The 19,187-nt window shown below is 38.3% G+C and carries 15 protein-coding genes and 2 tRNA genes; 9 read left to right on the top strand and 8 right to left on the bottom strand.

Annotation, left to right across the window (positions count from 1 at the left end; genetic code table 11):
- Positions 1-29: 29 nt before the first annotated feature.
- From EDF66_RS20510 to EDF66_RS20500, 3 genes are read left to right on the top strand one after another with little or no spacing between them, the layout of a single operon-like run.
- Entirely contained in the window at positions 30-980 is a 951-nt protein-coding gene (locus tag EDF66_RS20510; protein ID WP_132772709.1) for a hypothetical protein, read from the top strand.
- A 1-nt stretch (position 981) separates the two neighbouring features.
- The gene (coaE, locus tag EDF66_RS20505; RefSeq protein ID WP_031287811.1) at positions 982-1,563 is read left to right on the top strand and encodes a dephospho-CoA kinase; all 582 of its coding nucleotides are present in this window, start codon (positions 982-984) and stop codon (positions 1,561-1,563) included.
- A 6-nt stretch (positions 1,564-1,569) separates the two neighbouring features.
- Positions 1,570-2,517: an MBL fold metallo-hydrolase gene (locus tag EDF66_RS20500; RefSeq protein ID WP_132844736.1), complete on the top strand. Its 948-nt coding sequence runs from the start codon at positions 1,570-1,572 to the stop codon at positions 2,515-2,517.
- Between the two features lie 67 nt (positions 2,518-2,584).
- Here EDF66_RS20500 and EDF66_RS20495 read toward each other — a convergent pair whose 3' ends face one another.
- From EDF66_RS20495 to EDF66_RS20475, 5 genes are all read right to left on the bottom strand, one after another.
- Entirely contained in the window at positions 2,585-3,775 is a 1,191-nt protein-coding gene (locus tag EDF66_RS20495) for an MFS transporter (protein WP_132772712.1), read from the bottom strand.
- A gap of 94 nt (positions 3,776-3,869) precedes the next feature.
- A complete protein-coding gene (gene metQ / locus EDF66_RS20490) occupies positions 3,870-4,676 on the bottom strand; it encodes a methionine ABC transporter substrate-binding lipoprotein MetQ (protein ID WP_132772714.1) in 807 nt (268 codons plus the stop codon).
- A gap of 18 nt (positions 4,677-4,694) precedes the next feature.
- Positions 4,695-5,348 carry a methionine ABC transporter permease MetI gene (metI, locus tag EDF66_RS20485; protein WP_132772716.1) on the bottom strand — a complete coding sequence of 218 codons (654 nt, stop codon included), beginning with the start codon at positions 5,346-5,348 and terminating at the stop codon, positions 4,695-4,697.
- The gene (locus EDF66_RS20480; RefSeq protein WP_132844734.1) at positions 5,341-6,360 is read right to left on the bottom strand and encodes a methionine ABC transporter ATP-binding protein; all 1,020 of its coding nucleotides are present in this window, start codon (positions 6,358-6,360) and stop codon (positions 5,341-5,343) included. The genes metI and EDF66_RS20480 overlap by 8 nt, the downstream gene beginning before the upstream one ends.
- A 158-nt stretch (positions 6,361-6,518) precedes the next feature.
- Positions 6,519-7,484 carry a TIGR01777 family oxidoreductase gene (locus EDF66_RS20475; protein WP_132844733.1) on the bottom strand — a complete coding sequence of 322 codons (966 nt, stop codon included), beginning with the start codon at positions 7,482-7,484 and terminating at the stop codon, positions 6,519-6,521.
- Between the two features lie 91 nt (positions 7,485-7,575).
- Between EDF66_RS20475 and EDF66_RS20470 the strand changes: the two genes are divergently transcribed.
- Both EDF66_RS20470 and EDF66_RS20465 read left to right on the top strand, forming a co-directional pair.
- The gene (locus EDF66_RS20470) at positions 7,576-9,486 is read left to right on the top strand and encodes an AAA domain-containing protein (protein ID WP_132844731.1); all 1,911 of its coding nucleotides are present in this window, start codon (positions 7,576-7,578) and stop codon (positions 9,484-9,486) included.
- Between the two features lie 94 nt (positions 9,487-9,580).
- Positions 9,581-10,195, top strand: a complete 615-nt coding sequence (locus EDF66_RS20465; protein WP_021189931.1) for a hypothetical protein — start codon at positions 9,581-9,583, stop codon at positions 10,193-10,195.
- A gap of 145 nt (positions 10,196-10,340) precedes the next feature.
- Here the strand turns inward: EDF66_RS20465 and clpB are convergent, their stop codons facing one another.
- Entirely contained in the window at positions 10,341-12,944 is a 2,604-nt protein-coding gene (clpB, locus tag EDF66_RS20460; RefSeq protein WP_132844729.1) for an ATP-dependent chaperone ClpB, read from the bottom strand.
- 280 nt (positions 12,945-13,224) lie between these two features.
- Here clpB and EDF66_RS20455 point away from each other — a divergent pair.
- Together EDF66_RS20455 and EDF66_RS20450 are read left to right on the top strand one after the other, a co-directional pair.
- Positions 13,225-13,297 (top strand) — tRNA-Thr (locus EDF66_RS20455).
- 23 nt (positions 13,298-13,320) lie between these two features.
- Positions 13,321-13,393: transfer RNA gene (locus EDF66_RS20450), tRNA-Thr, on the top strand.
- 145 nt (positions 13,394-13,538) lie between these two features.
- Here EDF66_RS20450 and EDF66_RS20445 read toward each other — a convergent pair.
- Together EDF66_RS20445 and EDF66_RS20440 are read right to left on the bottom strand one after the other, a co-directional pair.
- A complete protein-coding gene (locus EDF66_RS20445; RefSeq protein ID WP_132844727.1) occupies positions 13,539-15,884 on the bottom strand; it encodes a glycosyl hydrolase family 95 catalytic domain-containing protein in 2,346 nt (781 codons plus the stop codon).
- Between the two features lie 443 nt (positions 15,885-16,327).
- Positions 16,328-17,032, bottom strand: coding sequence for a TIGR00730 family Rossman fold protein (locus tag EDF66_RS20440; protein WP_037526690.1), 705 nt, complete (start codon positions 17,030-17,032; stop codon positions 16,328-16,330).
- A gap of 119 nt (positions 17,033-17,151) precedes the next feature.
- On the opposite strand from EDF66_RS20440, the gene recR reads away from it, so the two are divergent.
- A complete protein-coding gene (gene recR, locus EDF66_RS20435) occupies positions 17,152-17,766 on the top strand; it encodes a recombination mediator RecR (RefSeq protein WP_021191006.1) in 615 nt (204 codons plus the stop codon).
- A gap of 140 nt (positions 17,767-17,906) precedes the next feature.
- Positions 17,907-19,175 (top strand): Gfo/Idh/MocA family oxidoreductase, encoded by a 1,269-nt coding sequence (locus EDF66_RS20430; RefSeq protein WP_132772727.1) that lies wholly within the window; start codon positions 17,907-17,909, stop codon positions 19,173-19,175.
- The last annotated feature ends 12 nt before the right edge of the window (positions 19,176-19,187 follow it).

The following is a 19,187-nucleotide window of genomic DNA, read 5'->3' as shown; positions in this document are numbered from 1 at the left end:
ATGAAATACAAAATGTTTAAGTTTGTAGTATGGCAAATATTATTCGTATCAGTAAATCACAAAAAAGGAAATTAATCACATTCACGCGGTGTGTTCTTATTTCTTTATTTGCCTGGCTGTTATTTTCCATCTCAAATGAATATGTTATTACTGTTAAGGCAGGAATTGAATATGTAAATTTGCCAGAAAAGCGTGCTTTTCATCCGCAACAATCGGATACTGTCAATATTAAGTTAAAGATGACCGGCTGGCAGGTGTTGTTTTCAAAAGTAAAATCGCAAATTCCGACGGTGCATGTTGATATCAGCGGTTTAAAAAATAAAAATTGGATCGTTTTCTCCAATCAGATCGGTTTCATTAATCGGCAGTTCCCACATGAGCAGCTAGTGGTTTCCGTAAGTCCTGATACCCTTTATTTTGATTTTTCAAAACAGACACAGCGTAAAGTGCCTGTAAAAGCAATGGCAGATATTCAATTTAGAAAGCAATATGGCTTTATAGGGGAGACGCTCGTCAATCCCAAATATGTGACAATTTCTGGTCCTTATGAGGATGTGGCGAACATTGAATATTGGGAAACAGATACGATCAGAGGAAAAGATGTATCAACAGATTTAAGAACAGTAGCCTATCTTAATAAGAATCAAAGGGCGAACATCAATGTGTATCCAACTTCAGTTGAAGTACTGATGCCTGTAGGCGAATTGACGGAGAAAATTATAGAACTACCTTTAAAGGTTGAAAATAACACACATTTTAAGTCGGTAAGAACGATGCCTAGTAAGGTTGCAATTACGGTTCTGATGTCTGTAAAAGATTATAATAATTATACTGCCCGAGATTTTGAAGCAGTTGTTGATATCAACGATTGGGAAGAAGCAAAAGTCAAATATTTACCAGTTATTTTGACCAAAGTTCCTGATTTTTGTTCTGTTCTGAGAATAGAACCTCAGAATGTTGATTTTTTTGTACGGAAGTAATATGGGAATAAAAGTAGGAATAGCTGGCGGTATCGGTTCAGGAAAAACAATCATATGCCATGTTTTTAAGGTTTTAGGTATTCCTGTTTACAATGCGGATCTAGAAGCAAAATTGATCATGAATAAGAGTGATCAAGTGCGATTGGCAGTGATGCAGGAATTCGGTGATGAAGCCTACAGTAATGGCGTGTTAAACCGAGCGTTTCTCGCAGCTCAGGTTTTTAACGATGCTGCTAAGCTTGCGCAATTAAATCGCATCGTTCATCCGGCAGTCATTCAGGCAGCGGAGGATTGGGCTGATGCACAGACAGCTCCATATTCGTTAAAAGAAGCATCTATTTTGTTTGAAAGCGGCTCTTATAAAAAAGTTGATTACAGTATTTTGGTTACAGCTCCGATAGAAATACGCATTGCTAGAGTAATGGAGCGCGATCAGGTTACTAGAGAGCAAGTCCTAGCGCGGATGAATAATCAGATGTCTGACGAAGAAAAGACTAAATTAGCGGATTTTGTCATTATCAATGACGGCATTACCCCAATAATTCCACAAGTGATGGCATTGCACCATCAATTTCAGAAATAAATTTTTATGTTAAATATATTATCAGACTTTCTGGTTCGAAGACCAGAAGGATATTATTGTCAATATGGTGACTTCTATATTGACGCAATGTTACCCGTGCCGGTAGATGTTGTCTCTCACGGTCATGGAGATCATGCAAGACCCGGTCACGGTATTATTTACTGCACAGCTGTTACAGGCGCTATTATGCATTATCGCTATGCGCAGCAGCCACTATCAAGCTACCGAAAAATAGATTTTAAAAGTAGTTTTCACATTGGCCAAGTTGAATTAACCTTTATTCCAGCAGGACATATTTTAGGTTCTGCTCAAATTTTGATGGAGTACAAGGGGGTGAGGTATCTATATACTGGAGATTACAAATTGCAGGAAGATGAAACCTGCGAGCCTATAGAGATTGTACAAGCAGATGTACTGATTACAGAATGTACTTTTGCCGATCCAGATGTTATCCATCCTGATCCCATTGCGGAAATAAAAAAACTAAACGAGCAACCTTTTAATATTCTCTTAGGAACATATGCACTTGGGAAGGCACAGCGGTTGACCGATCTGATTAATAAACATTGCCCTGATCGAAGAGTACTGGTTCATCACGGGATACTGCCACTTCACCGTATTTATGATGATCTGGGGCCTAAAAAGCTGGTGTACGAGCAGTATAATCGACGGGAGATGAAAGTGGGCGAACCTAATAAGGTTTATATGGTGCCACCTATGACATTCAATAGTTATATTCGTGCCACCAACGTTGTCCGTGCTTTTGCATCCGGATGGAAGAGGTTGCAGCAACATAATGATCTTTCGCTCTTCATATCCGATCATGTGGACTGGAATGACATTTTGTATTTTATTCAAGCGGTAAAACCACAGGAGGTCTGGACACTGCATGGAGATGGCCGAATATTAAAACAGCATTTTGAAGGTAATCTCGATGTTCGTGATATTTATTAATATCTTATTGTCAACTATTTAATAGCATTTATATAAAAATTTTATTTATATAAATGCTAAAATTTTGCTAAGAATTTCTTTTTGATTTTTGTAGAAAAATGCAGACAACAACTCCAGATAATACGAGAATTAAACTAAAAGGAAATATATAATTCATGCCAAATTGCTTTGCCACCAATCCTACAAGTGGACCGGAGATGCCTAGTGAAATATCAATAAACAAACCATATGCGCCCAAGGCCGCACCTTTGTTTGCGCTCGAAGCACTTTTTACAGCTTCTACTCCTAACGCTGGAAAAACCATTGAAAATCCCAATCCTGTAATAGCCGCACCGATGATGGTTACAAAAGGTGTAGGGGCAAAGGAGATTAATAATAAACCAACACTTTCGATCAACATGGAGTAGAGGGCTATTTTGACGCCTCCAATTTTATTAATGCTTCCCGTGAGGACAAATCGACCTAAAACAAACATTGTACTGAAGCAGGTGATACAAATTGCAGCATTCTCCCAACCTTTATAATTATAGTACAGGGTAATGAAGGTTGATATCGTTCCAAAACCTATACCCGCCAATGCGAGTCCTGTCCCAAAAGGAGCAACAGATTTGAGAACCGAAAAAAACGAATTCCGAACCTCTTTCGATATAGCATACAGTGCTTTTTTATTAATGGTTGTAATCAGGCCAATAAGCCCGACCAAGGTAGTTAAAAGTGCGATAGACCAATTGCCCAGGTGCAGCGACATTAAGACGCCTAGCGGAGCTCCTATGGCCATTGAGCTGTAATTGAAGATTCCATTGTATGAAATTGCGGTACTGGTATGTTGTTCCCCAACACGTAAGATCGCCCAGTTGATCGGACTGGCACCGACCATTCCTTCTCCACAGCCAGTAAGTAATCGGGAGACAGCCAACAAACTTAAAGCAAGAAGCGGAGATGAGCTATTGGAGAATGCAGCCCATAAAAGTATCCCTGTAAGGATAAAGCAGATCATACTGATGATGATAGCAGGCTTAGGACCTTTTTTATCCACAATTGTCCCGGCATAAGCACGCATAAAAAAGGTCATAATATATTGTGAGCCAATTACTGCACCAGCGATAATGGTATTGAATCCCAAAGTTTGATGGATGAATATAGGAAGGACTGCTAACGAAAGACCAATGGTGAAGTAACCGTAGAAGGTTAGAATCGCATAGCTAGCAATCTGAAAGCGGTAGTCCTGCGCCGCTTTTTGTAAAGATTTGGATAACATGCTGCAAAGGAAGCAAACCTAAAGGGGATAAAAAAATAAAAGCCAATATTCTGCATCAGAATATTGGCTTTTATCGTTAATCAATTAAAGTTGATTACCACCCTTTGATCGCTCCGCCTTTGAAAACTTTTTTAGCGATGGCTTCTACTTCCGGTGATTGATAAGCTTCTATAAATTGTTTGATACGCTCATCATTTCTATTATCCTCTCGCGATACAATTAGATTCACATACGGTGATTCTTTGTCTTCAGCAAATAAACCTTCTTTTTCAGGGTCTAAACCAGCCTGAGCAGCAAAAGTATTGTTAATAATAGCAATGATAACCTCTTTGTCATCTAAAACCCGTGGTAATTGGGGAGCTTCAAGCTCCATAATATTTAATCTCTTCGGATTTTCTATGATATCTGTCTTTTTTGGCAGAAGGCCCACATCATCTTTTAATTTTATTAATCCTTCTTTTTGAAGTAACAACAGCGATCTGCCCCCATTCGTTGGGTCATTAGGAATGACAATAGTTGCTCCTGGCTGTAATTCATTGATTGACTTGATTTTTTTAGAATAAGCAACTATAGGAAAGACAAAGGTATTGGCGACTGCGGCTAATTTATATCCGCGCTGTCTCGATTGTTCTTGAAGATAAGGAAGGTGCTGAAATGAATTAACATCAATATCACCTTGGTTCAACGCTTCATTAGGGACTACATAATCGTTAAAAGTTACAAGCTCGACGTCAAGATTAAATTTTTCTTTTGCCACCTTTTTTGCCTCTTCAGCAATGTCTTGCTCTGGACCGGCGACAATTCCTACTTTAAGGACTTTTGAATCTGTTTTTTTTCCGTTACAAGCTGTTAAGCCAAATAGAGCCAATGCTACAACGCAAATTTTAGAATGTAATCTCATAGTTTTTTAAAATAGATGTTAACGATGATTAGCTTTTTTAGACAGGTAATCTCCTGTAAATTGAAGAATAAATACAATTAAAATTAGTAAAATTAATACAGCATTCATAATAAAAGTATCATAACCGATATAACCATATTGGTATCCAATCTGTCCAAGTCCACCTGCACCTACTGCTCCGCCCATAGCTGAATAACCGACTAAGGTAATCAATGTAATTGTCAGATTATTAACGAGTGATGGTAGAGACTCGGGGAGTAAAACTTTGTATATTATCTGTAATGTAGTGGCTCCCATGGCACGCGCAGCTTCAATTAGACCATGCGGAATTTCTAATAGACTGTTTTCAACTAACCTGGCAATGAAAGGTGCGGCAGCGAAACTTAAAGGTACCAAAGCTGCAGTAACACCAATAGAAGTGCCTACAAGCTGCCTGGTAAAAGGTATCATCCAAACGATCAGGATAATAAAAGGTATGGATCGAAATATATTGACCAGTATGGCAAGTAATTGATGAATATATTTATTTTCATGTAATTGGTTTCTTCGTGTTAAAAAAAGAAAAATACCAGTAGGGAGGCCAATCAGAAAACCAAAAAAGCCAGACAGAAAAGTCATGACGATAGTTTCGATAGTACCTTTTATCAATAAATCAATAACTGTATCAGACATATCCTATGATTTCTATTTGTGAGTAATTTGATTTTAAATAGTGGAGACTGTTGCTGATATTATCAGCATCACCAATAAGTTCCAGATTAAGTATGCCAAATTTGATTGAACCTACATAATCAATCTGCGCACTGATAATAGCCACATCAATTGCATATTGCTCATGCAGATGCTTGATAACAGAAGTTTGATTAAAATGTTCTGCAAGATAAATCTGGACGATGGGATTTCCACTATCTTTCAGACGCTCTTGATAGATTGTCGGTAATTCGGCATGAAGTGACGATTGAATGAAGTGCTTTGTTAATGTCTGCGTAGGTGATGTGAAGATCTGTTCCACTGTGCCAGTTTCGATTAATTTTCCGCGATCAATGACAGCAACTTGATCACAAATGATCTTAATGACTTCCATCTCATGTGTAATCAGTAAGATGGTTAAATTTAATTTTTTATTGATTGCTTTTAGCAACTGCAAAATAGATTTGGTTGTAGCAGGGTCCAAAGCACTGGTTGCTTCATCACATAACAAAATCTCAGGATCACTTGCTAGGGCTCTAGCAATAGCAACACGCTGTTTTTGACCGCCAGATAAACTTGCAGGATAGTCATGTGCTTTGTCTTCCAGTCCTACCAAAGCCAGTAGCTCCATTACCTTTAGCTGAATATCATTTTTCGAAGTGCCGGTCAGTTCCAGCGGAAAAGCGATATTCTGATATACCGTACGGGAGGAAAGTAAATTGAAATGTTGAAAGATCATACCGATCTTGCGTCGATGCTGAATTAAATCCTGATTGGATAATTTCATCAGGTCGACACCGTGAATCAAAATTTGTCCCTCGTCGGGTTTTTCCAATAAATTGACGCATCGGATTAATGTGCTTTTTCCTGCACCTGAGCTACCTATAACACCAAATATTTGCCCTTTTGGAATAGCAAGTGTTACTTGATCCAATGCTTTCGTAAACTTATTTTTTACTGCAAATGTCTTGGAAATGTTAATTAATTCTATCATTTATGTATAGTAAAAACTAATCTTACAAAAAAACCTTTCAAACATGTCCTGAAAGGCTAATGGATATTCAGTAATGGCCATATTAAACAAAGGCATATTACTATATTTTAGCGCAAATGTATCAAAAGTAGCCCTAAATCACAATACTTATATTCACATTACAGGGTTTTGATGCATTCTTCAGTTAGAAATGGGTATTTAAAATTAAAGCCTGTATCAATTATTTTTTGGTTGCTCGCTGTTGTACTTGTCAGCAAAACTTCTTCGCCCATTTGTCCAAGAGCAAATTTTAAAAGAAAAGCAGGTACGTAAATCGGTAGGTAGATTGAACCTACTTTTTGTTTAGCGATACGATCGATTATTATTTGTTGTGCCAGTACTTCTGAGGATACAGCATTGTAAATTCCTACTATTTCATTGTTACGTATGGCTGTTAAATACAACTTGCACAAATCATCGATGTGGATCCAGCTCATTTTTTGTTTTCCCGAACCTAAGTAAGTTGCACTTTTAAACTTTAATGATTTGGTCAATTCTTTTAAAGCACCCTCATCTTTACTGAAAACTACGCCTAACCTGAAAATGACCACTCTTTTATGCAATAATTCAACAGGTTTTACGCTGTCTTCCCATAGCTTGCAGGTCCAGCTTAAAAAATCCGTACCCTGTTCTTCATTTTCAGTAAAAGCATGTCCGGGTTTTTTGTCTGCTCCATACCAGCCAACTGCCGATGTTGAAATGACAGCTTTAATTTTGTTAGGAAGTTGCTGTAGCGCTTCTGCGATTAAATTACCACTATTAACCCGGCTGGAGATCAGTTCTTGACGACGCTTCTTCGTCCATCGCTTGTCAGCAATGCCAGCTCCAGCAAGATTGATAATATAATCTGCCCGTTTTATCGCATCATTGTTTATACGTTTAGTATCTGGATCCCAGTGTAAATGTTCAATATGATCGCTGTCTTTATTTACGCTGGGGTTTCGACTGAATATAATGACATGAAACCCTTCGCTAACAAGCAATTTTGTTAAATGTCGACCAATAGTTCCTGTACCTCCTGCTAGAATGACTGTTTCCATAGTTCCAAGATCTTTAAGCTTATAAATAATGTGATCGTTTCTCATAGCCAATTTAATTTTTATTTATCATATTCCACCCTTATTCAAATTAAAAAATGGTTATTTTGCTGTATATAATAGAGTAGGATTTTAAAATATGAATTATTTTGATGAGCTTAAAACGCTCTTGAATATAGAACAAGACTTTGATCGTGAGCAATATGAAACCCTTTTGCTAAAGTCAAGCTTGAATGAAAGAAAGTTAAAAGGTGTGACCTGGTTTCCGATTCAGATTAAAGGTGAAGAGATGGGGCGTGGTGATTATCTGACCATTACATTGTCCAAAACAAATAACCAGGAGGATGAACATCGTTTTCGCTTTGGTATGCCGGTCGCTCTTTTCTCGAATCATGATCCCCTGGTCGATCGGGCAGAAGGACTGATTTCTTTTGTGAATAGAGATACAATGAAAATTGCATTGCGGGTCGATGAACTGCCTGACTGGACGAGAAGAGGTAAACTTGGGGTGGATCTTTTATTTGATGAAAATTCATATAAAGAAATGCATGAAGCATTGAGGAAAGCCAAAGAACTGCGTTTAGATTTAAATGAAGGAAGACTGATCCGCGAGATAATAGGTGAGGAGGAGTTAAAGGGATATAAAAAAGAAATTAATTACGATAACGGTACTTTAAATCAGAGTCAAAATGAAGCCATAGCTCATATTCTAAGTGAGAATCCGATTTCCATTATACATGGCCCTCCCGGTACAGGAAAAACGACAACTTTGGTCAAAGCAGTACAAGCCCTACTGAAAAAGGAAAATAAGCAAATTTTAATTGTGGCACCGAGTAATACGGCAGTTGATGTTTTGACCGAACGATTAGATGCCGCAGGAGTGTTAGTGACACGTATTGGAAATCCCGTCAAAATTTCAGAACATTTACAAGAATTAGCACTTGATGCCCAAGTGGATCAGCATCCGGCAAACAAGGAAGTCAAGTTGCTCAAGAAAAAAGCACGGGCTTACACCGAAATGGCTCAGAAGTATAAACGAAGTTTTGGAAGATCTGAACGGGAACAGCGTAAAGCACTTTTTGATGAAGCAAGAAAAATAGGGAAAGAAATTGGCGATATACAAGATTTTATGGTCGCAGATATTCTGGATAAAGCACAGGTTGTTACTGCTACTTTAGTCGGATCCAATCAGTACGCAGTCAGAAATAGAGTATATCAGGTTGTTATTATCGATGAGGCAGCACAGGCTTTAGAACCCGCTTGTTGGATTCCGATTCTAAAAGCAAATAAGGTGGTGCTTGCAGGTGATCATTGTCAGCTTCCTCCCACGGTGAAGTCAAATGCCCAGATGAATATCGGTCTTTATCATACGTTGTTTGAAAAATTAGTAAAACGTTATCCTGAACATGTTTCTTTATTAAACGTTCAGTATCGGATGAATGAAAAGATTATGCAATACCCTTCTACGGCACTATATGATGATCATCTCATTGCAGGAGATCATGTACAGCATTGGACGCTCAAAGAAGATTCGGAACCTGTTGTTTTTATTGACACTGCAGGGGCGGGTTTTGAGGAAGAACAGGATGGTACAGCAACATTTAATGTAGGGGAGGCTCGTTTTGTTATCAATCATTTGAAACAATCATTGGTATCTTTTGAACAGGTTTATGATGAAAGTGATTTTCCGGCGATTGCAGTTATTACTCCTTACCGGAGACAAGCGACAGTGCTCAATGAATTATTAGTAAATGATGAGCAGATTGTTCCCTTTCGTCATCATATCCAAATTAACACTATCGATAGTTTTCAGGGGCAGGAAAAAGATATCATATATATCAGTTTAACAAGGAGCAATGATCAGCAGGCAATCGGTTTCCTTTCCGATGTGCGTAGGATGAATGTTGCTATGACAAGGGCAAAGAAAAAGCTCATTGTGGTGGGGGATAGTGCCACTGTGGGTAAGCATGAGTTTTATGATAATTTTATTAAATATGTAGATACCATGCAAAGCTACCATAGTGTTTGGGAGTGGGATTTGGGCGAATAGTTAATATAACATGAAATTCTAACGGAAATTAGTAGCAGATGTATTGAATTAATCTGCTATTTTAGCAACTTGACGAATTTTTACTGAAAAAATTATGGATAAGTATTATCAAAATAAAGAATTAGTTTTTAAAACGCGTTGGATGACAGCAACTGGATTTTACTTCGCCGAAGCGGAATTGCCAGAAGCATCTTTAACAGCATATTTAAATAATTCTGAAGAATCAGAAGAACATATTATTTTCATCCCTTTTAGTCAAATAAAAAGAGCTGTACCACTTTTTGATAATCAGCCACCATTGCTTGATATTGATGTATTAGATCCAAAAGATTATCAAGCTGTAGTTGCAGACTTTGAGAATAAAGCCCAATTGAAAGAAGCCATTCAGGCAATTGAAGAGCAATCAGGGCTTAGAGAAACAGTAGAAGTTATAAAAGACAAAACCTGGATACGTAATTTGCTTTATACAATTGCAATTGCTTTTTTCGGTTTTTCGCTGGTGATGATGGCAAGGGAATTAGAAAATGGCGAAGTGCCTGATACGAGTGGTAACAGATCGGGTTTCAAAAGTGTTTTAGCTGCTATTGCAGAGCAGTTGGGTTTTATGGGCAGTGCTGCATTAGCTATAGTATTGTTTTCTGGTTTCGCATACTTTACTTACACGATATATAAAAGTTCAAATACAACAAGAACTGTCTGGAAAAAGTAAGGCTTATCCATGACTTTCTGATGAACTAAAATCATGTTCAGCGTTAAGGATAAATGAAAATTGTTTTCAACTATTCTTTAAAATTAAAAAAGTGGCTAACTCTTGCGAGTAGCCACTTCTTTAATTTTAAAAGGTGCTTTGACCTTTATTCAACCTCATTTTTATTCAAGAAGACAAATTGACCATCAAATACATCCAATTGGATTACCGCATCTTTATTTACTTTTCCTGAAAGGATTTCTTTCGAAAGTTCATTCAGGATGCGTTTTTGCATAACACGTTTCAATGGCCTTGCACCATAGATCGGATCATATCCTAATTGCGCTAGCCAATCCATAGCATCATCCGAAGCAGTGATGAAGATATTTTGCTCAGCCAATTGTTTTTGAATATGGCTAAATTGCATCCGTACGATGCTTGCAATTTCATTTCTGCTTAGAGGTGTGAACATGATGATTTCATCAATACGGTTCAGGAACTCTGGGCGAATTGATTTTTGTAAAAGCTCAAACACTTCACCTCTTGTTTTTGCAATAACCTCATCTCTGTTATTATCATTCAACTGCGAGAAATTCTCTTGAATGATATGCGATCCGGTATTGGAAGTCATGATGATGATCGTGTTTTTGAAATTCACCGTTCTACCTTTGTTATCTGTTAAGTGACCATCGTCGAGTACTTGCAGTAAAATGTTGAACACATCAGGATGTGCTTTTTCAATTTCATCCAAAAGTACGACAGAATACGGACGGCGGCGAACAGCTTCAGTCAATTGTCCACCTTCTTCATAACCTACATATCCTGGAGGTGCTCCGATAAGCCGGGACACTGCGTGACGCTCTTGGTACTCGGACATATCGATTCGGACAAGCGCATGTTCATCATCAAATAAGAACTCAGCTAGTGCTTTTGCTAACTCCGTTTTACCTACACCAGTAGTTCCCAAAAAGATGAAAGAACCAATGGGACGCTTAGCATCACTAAGTCCTGCTCTTGAACGGCGGATAGCATCAGAAATCGCTTCAATCGCCTCTTCCTGTCCGGCAACCCGTTTATGTAATTCCTCTTCTAGAGAAAGAAGCTTATCGCGCTCAGACTGGATCATCTTATTTACAGGAATACCGGTCCATTTAGATACCACATCAGCAATGTCTTCAGAAGTTACTTCCTCTTTTAACATCCGTTTGCTATCTTGCTTTTCAGCTAATTCTGCTTTTAATTTTTCGACCTTATCCTGCGCATCTTTGATACGGCCGTAGCGAATCTCAGCTACCTTTCCATAATCGCCTGCACGTTCCGCCTGATCAGCTTCCTGCTTATAATTTTCTATATTTTCAATCTCCTGGTTGACACTGTCCACCAACGTTTTTTCTGACTGCCAGGATGCACGTAAAGAATCGCGTTCGGCAGATAGATTAGCGATCGTTTCAGAAAGTTCACTGACTTTCTTATCATCATGCTCACGCTTTATTGCCTCCCGTTCAATTTCGAGTTGCATAATACGGCGGTTCAGTTCATCTACAGCTTCAGGAACAGAGTCCATTTCAAGACGTAATTTTGAAGCCGCTTCATCCATTAGATCAATCGCTTTATCTGGTAAGAAACGATCCGAGATGTAGCGGGTTGATAATTCGACAGCGGCAATGATTGCTTCGTCAAGAATGCGCACTTTATGGTGCGTTTCGTAACGTTCTTTTAATCCGCGCAGGATTGAAATTGCATCTTGAGTAGTTGGTTCGTCAACCATTACTTTTTGAAAACGACGTTCCAATGCTTTATCCTTTTCAAAGTATTTTTGATACTCGTTCAATGTTGTTGCACCAATAGCACGAAGTTCTCCACGTGCTAACGCTGGTTTTAAGATATTGGCTGCATCCATTGCACCCTCACCACCACCAGCACCAACTAAGGTGTGGATCTCATCGATAAACAGGATGATTTCGCCGTTACTGTCTGCAACCTCTTTGACAACAGCTTTTAATCTTTCTTCAAACTCACCTTTGTATTTTGCACCGGCTATTAAAGCCCCCATGTCCAAAGAGAATACGATTTTTGATTTCAAATTCTCGGGCACATCACCATTGATGATGCGGTGTGCAATACCTTCGGCAATAGCGGTTTTACCAACCCCTGGTTCACCCACCAAGATGGGGTTATTCTTAGTTCTACGGGATAAGATTTGCATCACGCGACGAATTTCTTCATCACGGCCTATCACAGGATCTAATTTTCCCGATTCAACAAACTCGTTTAGATTACGGGCGTATTTTCCCAAAGCATTGTAGGTAGCTTCGGCATTTTGATCCGTCACTCTTGTGTTGCCACGTAGTTCTTTGATCGCTAATTTAAGATCCTTTTCATTTACACCTTGATCCTTCAGTAGACTAGATGTTTTATCGCCTGCATTTAGAATACCTAGAAGTAGATGCTCTACAGATACAAATTCATCATTAAACTCCTTCAAGTAGCTTTGCGCTTTTTGCAAGGCCGAATTTGAGGTGTTACTCAAATAGACATTTGTGCCGCTGACTTTCGGGAATGCCTGAATTTGCTTATCCAGTTCTCCACTTAAGTAAGGGATATTTACATTTAATTTTTTTAACAGATGACTGATTACATTTTCATCAACTGTTAGCAAGGCTTTAAGTATATGTGCGGTCTCAATAGCCTGCTGTTGATTGCCTGTGGCAATCTCCGAAGCTTTTTGAATCGCCTCTTGTGCTTTAATTGTATAGTTATTGAAATTCATGGTTTTATTTGCTTTTTGATTTGATAATTGGATAACAATCAAAATGCCATATCTGTTTTTATTCTTTTTTCGGAAAAAATGTCTTGTATTTTTATTGTGAAATGACAAAATTTCATGTTTGTGTGTTTTGCCGCGATGGGTTCCGATTTGAATTGAAAATAAATGGCTTGATTTTCAGAAAATTATTAAAAATATGAAAAAAAATGCCAGGAAAGTTTGATTTTGTTGTCAAAGGTTTCGATATTTGCACCATCATAATTCGAAAGGGTTATTTAAAAAAGCCTCTTTAGCTCAGCTGGTAGAGCAACTGACTTGTAATCAGTAGGTCATTGGTTCGATTCCGATAAGAGGCTCTTTTTTAACTTTCACACATGATGCCTCCTTAGCTCAGCTGGTAGAGCAACTGACTTGTAATCAGTAGGTCATTGGTTCGATTCCGATAGGAGGCTCAAAAAGGTCAATCTCAAAAAGATTGACCTTTTTTGTGTTTATACTGATCGAAAGATTTAATGCCCAATTATTTATAGATCGTGTGCTTTATATAAATTAAATTTATACCAGCGATGAACCGGCATAAATTTAATTTTATTGAGCTTAAGCCCCTATAGTCTTGATTATATAGTGGCGACCTATTTTTGTTTCAAATGAAAACCTTTCTCCTGTCTTACTTACGGCTATTTGCTTACCATTTTCCATTACTTGTATTTCTTTTTCTTTCCAAGGATTGTGGATCTGGCATTTTGTGCCTTTTTCACTATAAATGGATAGATTTGTTATGGTAGTGCCATCATAATCTGCAGAAACTAAAAAGGCACCTTTAGTCCGTAGGCGCGTAAATGAAGCGCTTGATTTTACCCAGTTGGGAAATATGTACAACGTGTTATCAAGCGTTTGAAGCATCATTGAGTTGACCGTTTCAACTAGGGCTGTTTTTTCCGAAGCATGATGGCCATCTGTAATCAAGAAGTTTTTTTGAGCACCGCTGGCCAATATGCTTAGGTTTTTAATAATTATTTCAGGGGAGAAGCCAACGCGTGCAGCCATAATATAACCGCTTAGACCTAACGCATTCATTGATCCTTGAAATCCATTTTGGTCAACTTCATAGTATTCAACCGTATTTTTAGCTATCTGTAAAGAATCTGGATCTGAAAGTAAATCGAGTACTTCGCAGGGGTAGACCGGATGCATTTGTATCATGTGGTTTGGTAGATCCCATCCTGCTTCATTTTTTGCAAAAACAGGCAAGCCTTTATTCGGTGTCTTGGTCGGCTGTATTACCTTGTATTTAGGAAGGTGATCGAGAATATCCTGCCAAAGCATTCTCCGGTTTTCATCCACATCCAATAACTTACTATACTTGAGAAGTAAGCTGAAGGTTTGCTTGACGAAACCTAGATCGGAGGGAGGATTGAGATCCCAGGAACTCTCATGTGCGCCAGTAGTGATACTGTATCGATAAGTATCACCATATGGCTCCTTTTTCAGGTAATCTTCATAGAAATCACCACATTCTTTAATAAAGGGGTAAGCTCTGTTTTTTAAAAAATCCAAATCACCAGTATATTCATAGTACCAGCTGAAGAGTGGTACATTGAACGGCGCATTCATCGTTTGTTGCCAGTAATAATTGTAAGGTATGCCAATTCCCAGTCCACCAACTAAGAAAACAGCTCCTCTAAATGATTTCCCAGCTAAAGAGGGATGGACAGTTCCCATGTCATTTTGCGCACGTCTTCTTCCGTCAGGTAAGATTGCTTCAATGAAGTTGTAAAAAGGTTTTGCAATTTCGGGTCTATTCGCGGAGAAGACGCTATAAAATCCAGCTTGGCTATTATAATTTAAATGGATATCACCATGATACATCATTTTGTCATCCATATTCCAGACACCATACATGCCGCCACATGCCGGGGAATGTTCGTTATAGGCAGAAGCTAGAAAATAGATCGAACTTAAGTACTGTCTGTTGATCAATTCATCATTTGTTTCCACATATGACCTATTCCACATATCCTTCCACCATGCTATTTTTGTATTTCTTAAAGCATTTAAACGGTTATTTTGCAAATCATGAAGTGTTTTATATGCGTTTTCCATCTGTGCATCGTTCTTCATACCGCCACCCGATATGTAAGACAGTACATAGACAGTTTTTCCAGCTTTAAGAGTAAAGTGCGTATTGGTCTGGGCTTGGGATTCTCTACTGCAAATTGATGATGCGCCAAGAACCTTAGTCGATATACCGGCTTTAGAGACCCATCTTACATCTGTAGTTTTAGTTTGTCTAGTTACCTGCGTTACGTTACTGTTCACATCGGCTGTTGTGCCATATGTTGCCGATATGCTATCGGCATAAGTATATACAGATATTTTGATTGGAGTTTTTGTGTTATTTACCAGTTCAGTGACTAAAAGATTTTCATTAACAGATATCCAGCTTTTCATATGCACAGGTTGTGTTGTTGCTGTACGCATGCGCAATTCATTACCTAGTTGGTCCATCTCATACTTAAAACCAGCGCTTATCGGTGATTCTACGGTTATTTTAACCCCGCCAACAGGAAGGGCAGCGGGGCCGGATCCGGCCCAGTCCGACCAGCCATCTGTTACAAAATCGACTTTTGAGATTCTGAAAGTCTGGCTGTTTTCAGCAGTATGGCACACCACACCAACATCACCATTGCCTATATAAGGTCCAATAGGTGCATGATTACTGCGGATACTTTCATAGCTAAAAGGTGCGTTCCAGACGGCAGTCATTAAGTTTTTTTTACTTAAAAAGAATTGATTATCTGCATCAGAATTTTTTATCAAACTTCTCTTTTGCTGTGATTGTGCACGACTGCCTATATTATGAGATGAATTGACGTTTTGTTGCGCCTGACTTGAAAAACTTAATAATAATATACAACAGGTTAGATTTCTTTTTATCTTCATTATATTTTGAGAGGTTACAGTAGTAGGGAATTTAGAGTTTAGTTATAAGTTTTGGAACTATTAGAACCGATATAAAGATTCAATATATTTTTTCAAAATACTACCTTTATATTTGCCAATAATGTTACTTTTTTATCATTATCAGGTTGTGGCATACTGCACCGATCAAGTCCAAAGTAACAACTGGCTTTAGCCTTAATTTTGATGTAGGGTCTTAGCTATGCCACTAATCATTTGGGATGGTTTAAATAGAGGTGTTTTCAGTGTCAATTATCGGACACGGAGATGAGATGAGTTTTTGCATGTTCCCATTTTTTAAAGCTTAAGATTGCGAAGTTGTGATAGCGTAGCGTATGGTAGTTTTGCAAAATCCCTTGTTATAACAAAAAAAAAGGGTTCCATACATATGTATGGAACCCGTTGTATATCGATACCGGTTATTATTAAAAGTTTGGTTTTAATAAATACTTGTCGTAGAATCTGAAAATATGATCTGCGGCTTCTTCCGCCGTATCAACGATGCGGTAGAGTTTTAGATCTTCTTCGCTGATGTAGCGTTCACCTAGCATAGTGTTCTTGATCCAGTCGAAAAGGCCACACCAATATTCGGAACCCACTAACACGATCGGGAAGCGTGCGATTTTACCTGTCTGGATTAATGTAATTGCTTCAAATAATTCATCCATTGTTCCAAATCCGCCCGGCATAACAATATACCCCTGCGAATACTTCATGAACATGACTTTTCTAACAAAGAAATAGTTAAATTCAAGAAGTTTATCACGGTCAATATATCTGTTGTGAAATTGTTCAAACGGCAATTCTATATTTAATCCTACTGATTTACCGCCGGATTCATAAGCTCCCTTATTTGCAGCTTCCATGATACCGGGGCCACCTCCAGATATAATTCCATAGCCACGTGCAGTTAATAAACTTGCCACATCGACAGCCATTTGATAGTATTTATGATCTTGTGGAGTTCTTGCAGATCCAAAAATGGAAACACAAGGACCAATTTTAGCTAATTTTTCAAATCCATCTACAAATTCGGACATGATCTTAAATATTTGCCACGAATCTTTTACTTTTATCTCCTGCCACGTTTTGTTTTCAAAGGCACTTCTTATTTTGTCGTCTTTTGTAATATCCATGCTATACTCTTATTATAAAAATTACTGTTCCTTTTCATTTGAAGGGAATACAAGATAAGGAATATTTTTAATTTGAACAGTTTCTTTAACTATTATATTGTTAAATTTGTGCCATGAATTTTTCTTCTAAATTATTAGAAAACGCTGTATCCGAGTTTGGACGTTTACCTGGAGTAGGTCAAAAAACTGCATTGCGACTTGTTTTACACCTGTTAAAGCAATCGGATGCTGAAGTTGCACGATTTACATCTACTATTAATCAATTGAAAGAAGAAATTCAGTATTGCCATATCTGTTTTAATATTTCAGACTATCATGAATGTGAAATTTGTACCTCTCCAAAGCGGGATCATTCCATTATATGTGTCGTGGAAGATACGCGTGATGTGATGGCGATTGAAAATACCAATTCTTACCAAGGAATCTATCATGTACTAGGGGGACTTATTTCACCAATGGATGGGGTAGGACCGTCTGACTTGAAGATTGACGGTTTGGTCGACCGTATGCGTAAGCAAGATGTCAAGGAGGTGATATTGGCATTAAGTGCTACGATGGAAGGAGATACAACGATATTTTATTTGTATCGTAAGCTCAAAGAATTTAATATCCAGGTCACCACTATCGCACGTGGTATTGCTTTCGGCGGTGAGCTTGAATATGTCGATGAATTGACCTTAGGAAGGTCAATAGCGACGAGAACATTATATGAACGACCGACGTTCTAAGGGTTAGAATACCGTATTATTTTGATTGTAAAAGCTTTGTTACCCGACGAAGCTTTTTTTTGGCCTGCTTTTTAGTGAAAAGTTGTATTTTAACAGATTATTAAATCTAACACAACCAAACTATCATTTATTAAATAAGTATGAAAGAAAAAAATAGCTCCAGAAGAGATTTCTTAAAGAAATCCATCACAGGAGCAGCGGCATTTTCAATTGTCCCTAGATTCGTATTAGGGGGACAAGGATATTTGGCTCCAAGTGACCATTTAACGAAGGGCATCATTGGCGTAGGTTCAATGGGGCGTGGTCATTTTGGATACGCGGGAACAAAAACAGTGGCGATATGTGATGTCGACACAAGACATTTGGCTCTAGCGCAACAGGCTTTAGGTGGCGGAGTTAAAGAACATCATGATTTTCGTGATTTAATTAAAAACCCTGAAGTAGATATCGTGCATATTGCAACTCCCCCGCATTGGCATGGTTTGATGTCTTTGGAAGCAGCGCGTGCAGGAAAAGATATCTGGTGTGAAAAGCCGATGACACGTACTATCGGTGAAGGAAAACGTGTCAAAGAAGCGATCGCACAACATGGTAATATGTTTAGATTAAATACCTGGTTCCGTTTTGCCGATAATTTCTACGGAATGAATGTTCCGGTTAAAAAAATTAAAAAATTGGTAGATACAGGTATGTTGGGTTGGCCGTTGAAAGTAACGATCAGCAAGCATACTGGTTTTGACTGGAAATTTTTCTGGGTAGGGAAAGAAAACCTTCCTGTTGAACCGGTACCAGCAGAATTGGATTATGAATTATGGTTAGGTCCTGCACCTTTCAAACCTTATAGTACGCATCGCGTGCACACAACTTTTAGAGGATACTGGGATTATGATGGCGGTGGTCTTGGTGATATGGGCCAACATTATTTGGATCCTGTTCAATATTTCTTAGGAAAAGATGGCGAAAGTCCTGTATCGGTAGAAGTTGATGCGCCGCAGCAACATAGTGATGCGGTCGGTACCTGGAGAAGAATTGTTTATACATATGCTGATGGCTGTCAGATTATTTTAGATGGTGAAGGTAAAGATGAAGGCATGGCTTATATAGAGGGACCTAAAGGGAAGCTGTATAAAGGCTTTGTGTCTGATATACCGGATATGGAAAGAAAACTGGCACAATTTCCTGAGCCAGCACCACAGATTACAGATTTCTTGGAATCGGTACGTACACGCGAGAAATTTGCATTAAATGAAGAGAACGGATACCGTTCATGTACATTGGTCAACATGGGCTTGATCGCCTTACGTTTAAACCGCTCATTGAAATTTGATTCTACAAAAGATGAGTTTATCAATGACGATGCAGCAAACCGTTTAGTTTATCAACCGATGCGTGGCCCTTGGTCAATGTAATTTTCTAATCTA

Source organism: Sphingobacterium sp. JUb20 (assembly GCF_004342035.1).
Classification (GTDB): Bacteria; Bacteroidota; Bacteroidia; order Sphingobacteriales; family Sphingobacteriaceae; genus Sphingobacterium; species Sphingobacterium anhuiense.
Note: the sequence above shows the minus strand (reverse complement) of the source record. Positions and strands in the feature narration are given on the sequence as shown.

Excerpts from the sequence above, each read along its gene's own strand:
- EDF66_RS20475 (WP_132844733.1), bottom strand. The coding sequence starts at position 7,484 with ATGAGAAACGATCACATTATTTATAAGCTTAAAGATCTTGGAACTATG.
- EDF66_RS20510 (WP_132772709.1), top strand. The coding sequence starts at position 30 with ATGGCAAATATTATTCGTATCAGTAAATCACAAAAAAGGAAATTAATC.
- EDF66_RS20445 (WP_132844727.1), bottom strand. The coding sequence starts at position 15,884 with ATGAAGATAAAAAGAAATCTAACCTGTTGTATATTATTATTAAGTTTT.
- recR (WP_021191006.1), top strand. The coding sequence starts at position 17,152 with ATGAATTTTTCTTCTAAATTATTAGAAAACGCTGTATCCGAGTTTGGA.
- coaE (WP_031287811.1), top strand. The coding sequence starts at position 982 with ATGGGAATAAAAGTAGGAATAGCTGGCGGTATCGGTTCAGGAAAAACA.
- EDF66_RS20500 (WP_132844736.1), top strand. The coding sequence starts at position 1,570 with ATGTTAAATATATTATCAGACTTTCTGGTTCGAAGACCAGAAGGATAT.
- metI (WP_132772716.1), bottom strand. The coding sequence starts at position 5,348 with ATGTCTGATACAGTTATTGATTTATTGATAAAAGGTACTATCGAAACT.
- EDF66_RS20480 (WP_132844734.1), bottom strand. The coding sequence starts at position 6,360 with ATGATAGAATTAATTAACATTTCCAAGACATTTGCAGTAAAAAATAAG.
- clpB (WP_132844729.1), bottom strand. The coding sequence starts at position 12,944 with ATGAATTTCAATAACTATACAATTAAAGCACAAGAGGCGATTCAAAAA.
- EDF66_RS20430 (WP_132772727.1), top strand. The coding sequence starts at position 17,907 with ATGAAAGAAAAAAATAGCTCCAGAAGAGATTTCTTAAAGAAATCCATC.
- EDF66_RS20470 (WP_132844731.1), top strand. The coding sequence starts at position 7,576 with ATGAATTATTTTGATGAGCTTAAAACGCTCTTGAATATAGAACAAGAC.
- metQ (WP_132772714.1), bottom strand. The coding sequence starts at position 4,676 with ATGAGATTACATTCTAAAATTTGCGTTGTAGCATTGGCTCTATTTGGC.
- EDF66_RS20465 (WP_021189931.1), top strand. The coding sequence starts at position 9,581 with ATGGATAAGTATTATCAAAATAAAGAATTAGTTTTTAAAACGCGTTGG.
- EDF66_RS20495 (WP_132772712.1), bottom strand. The coding sequence starts at position 3,775 with ATGTTATCCAAATCTTTACAAAAAGCGGCGCAGGACTACCGCTTTCAG.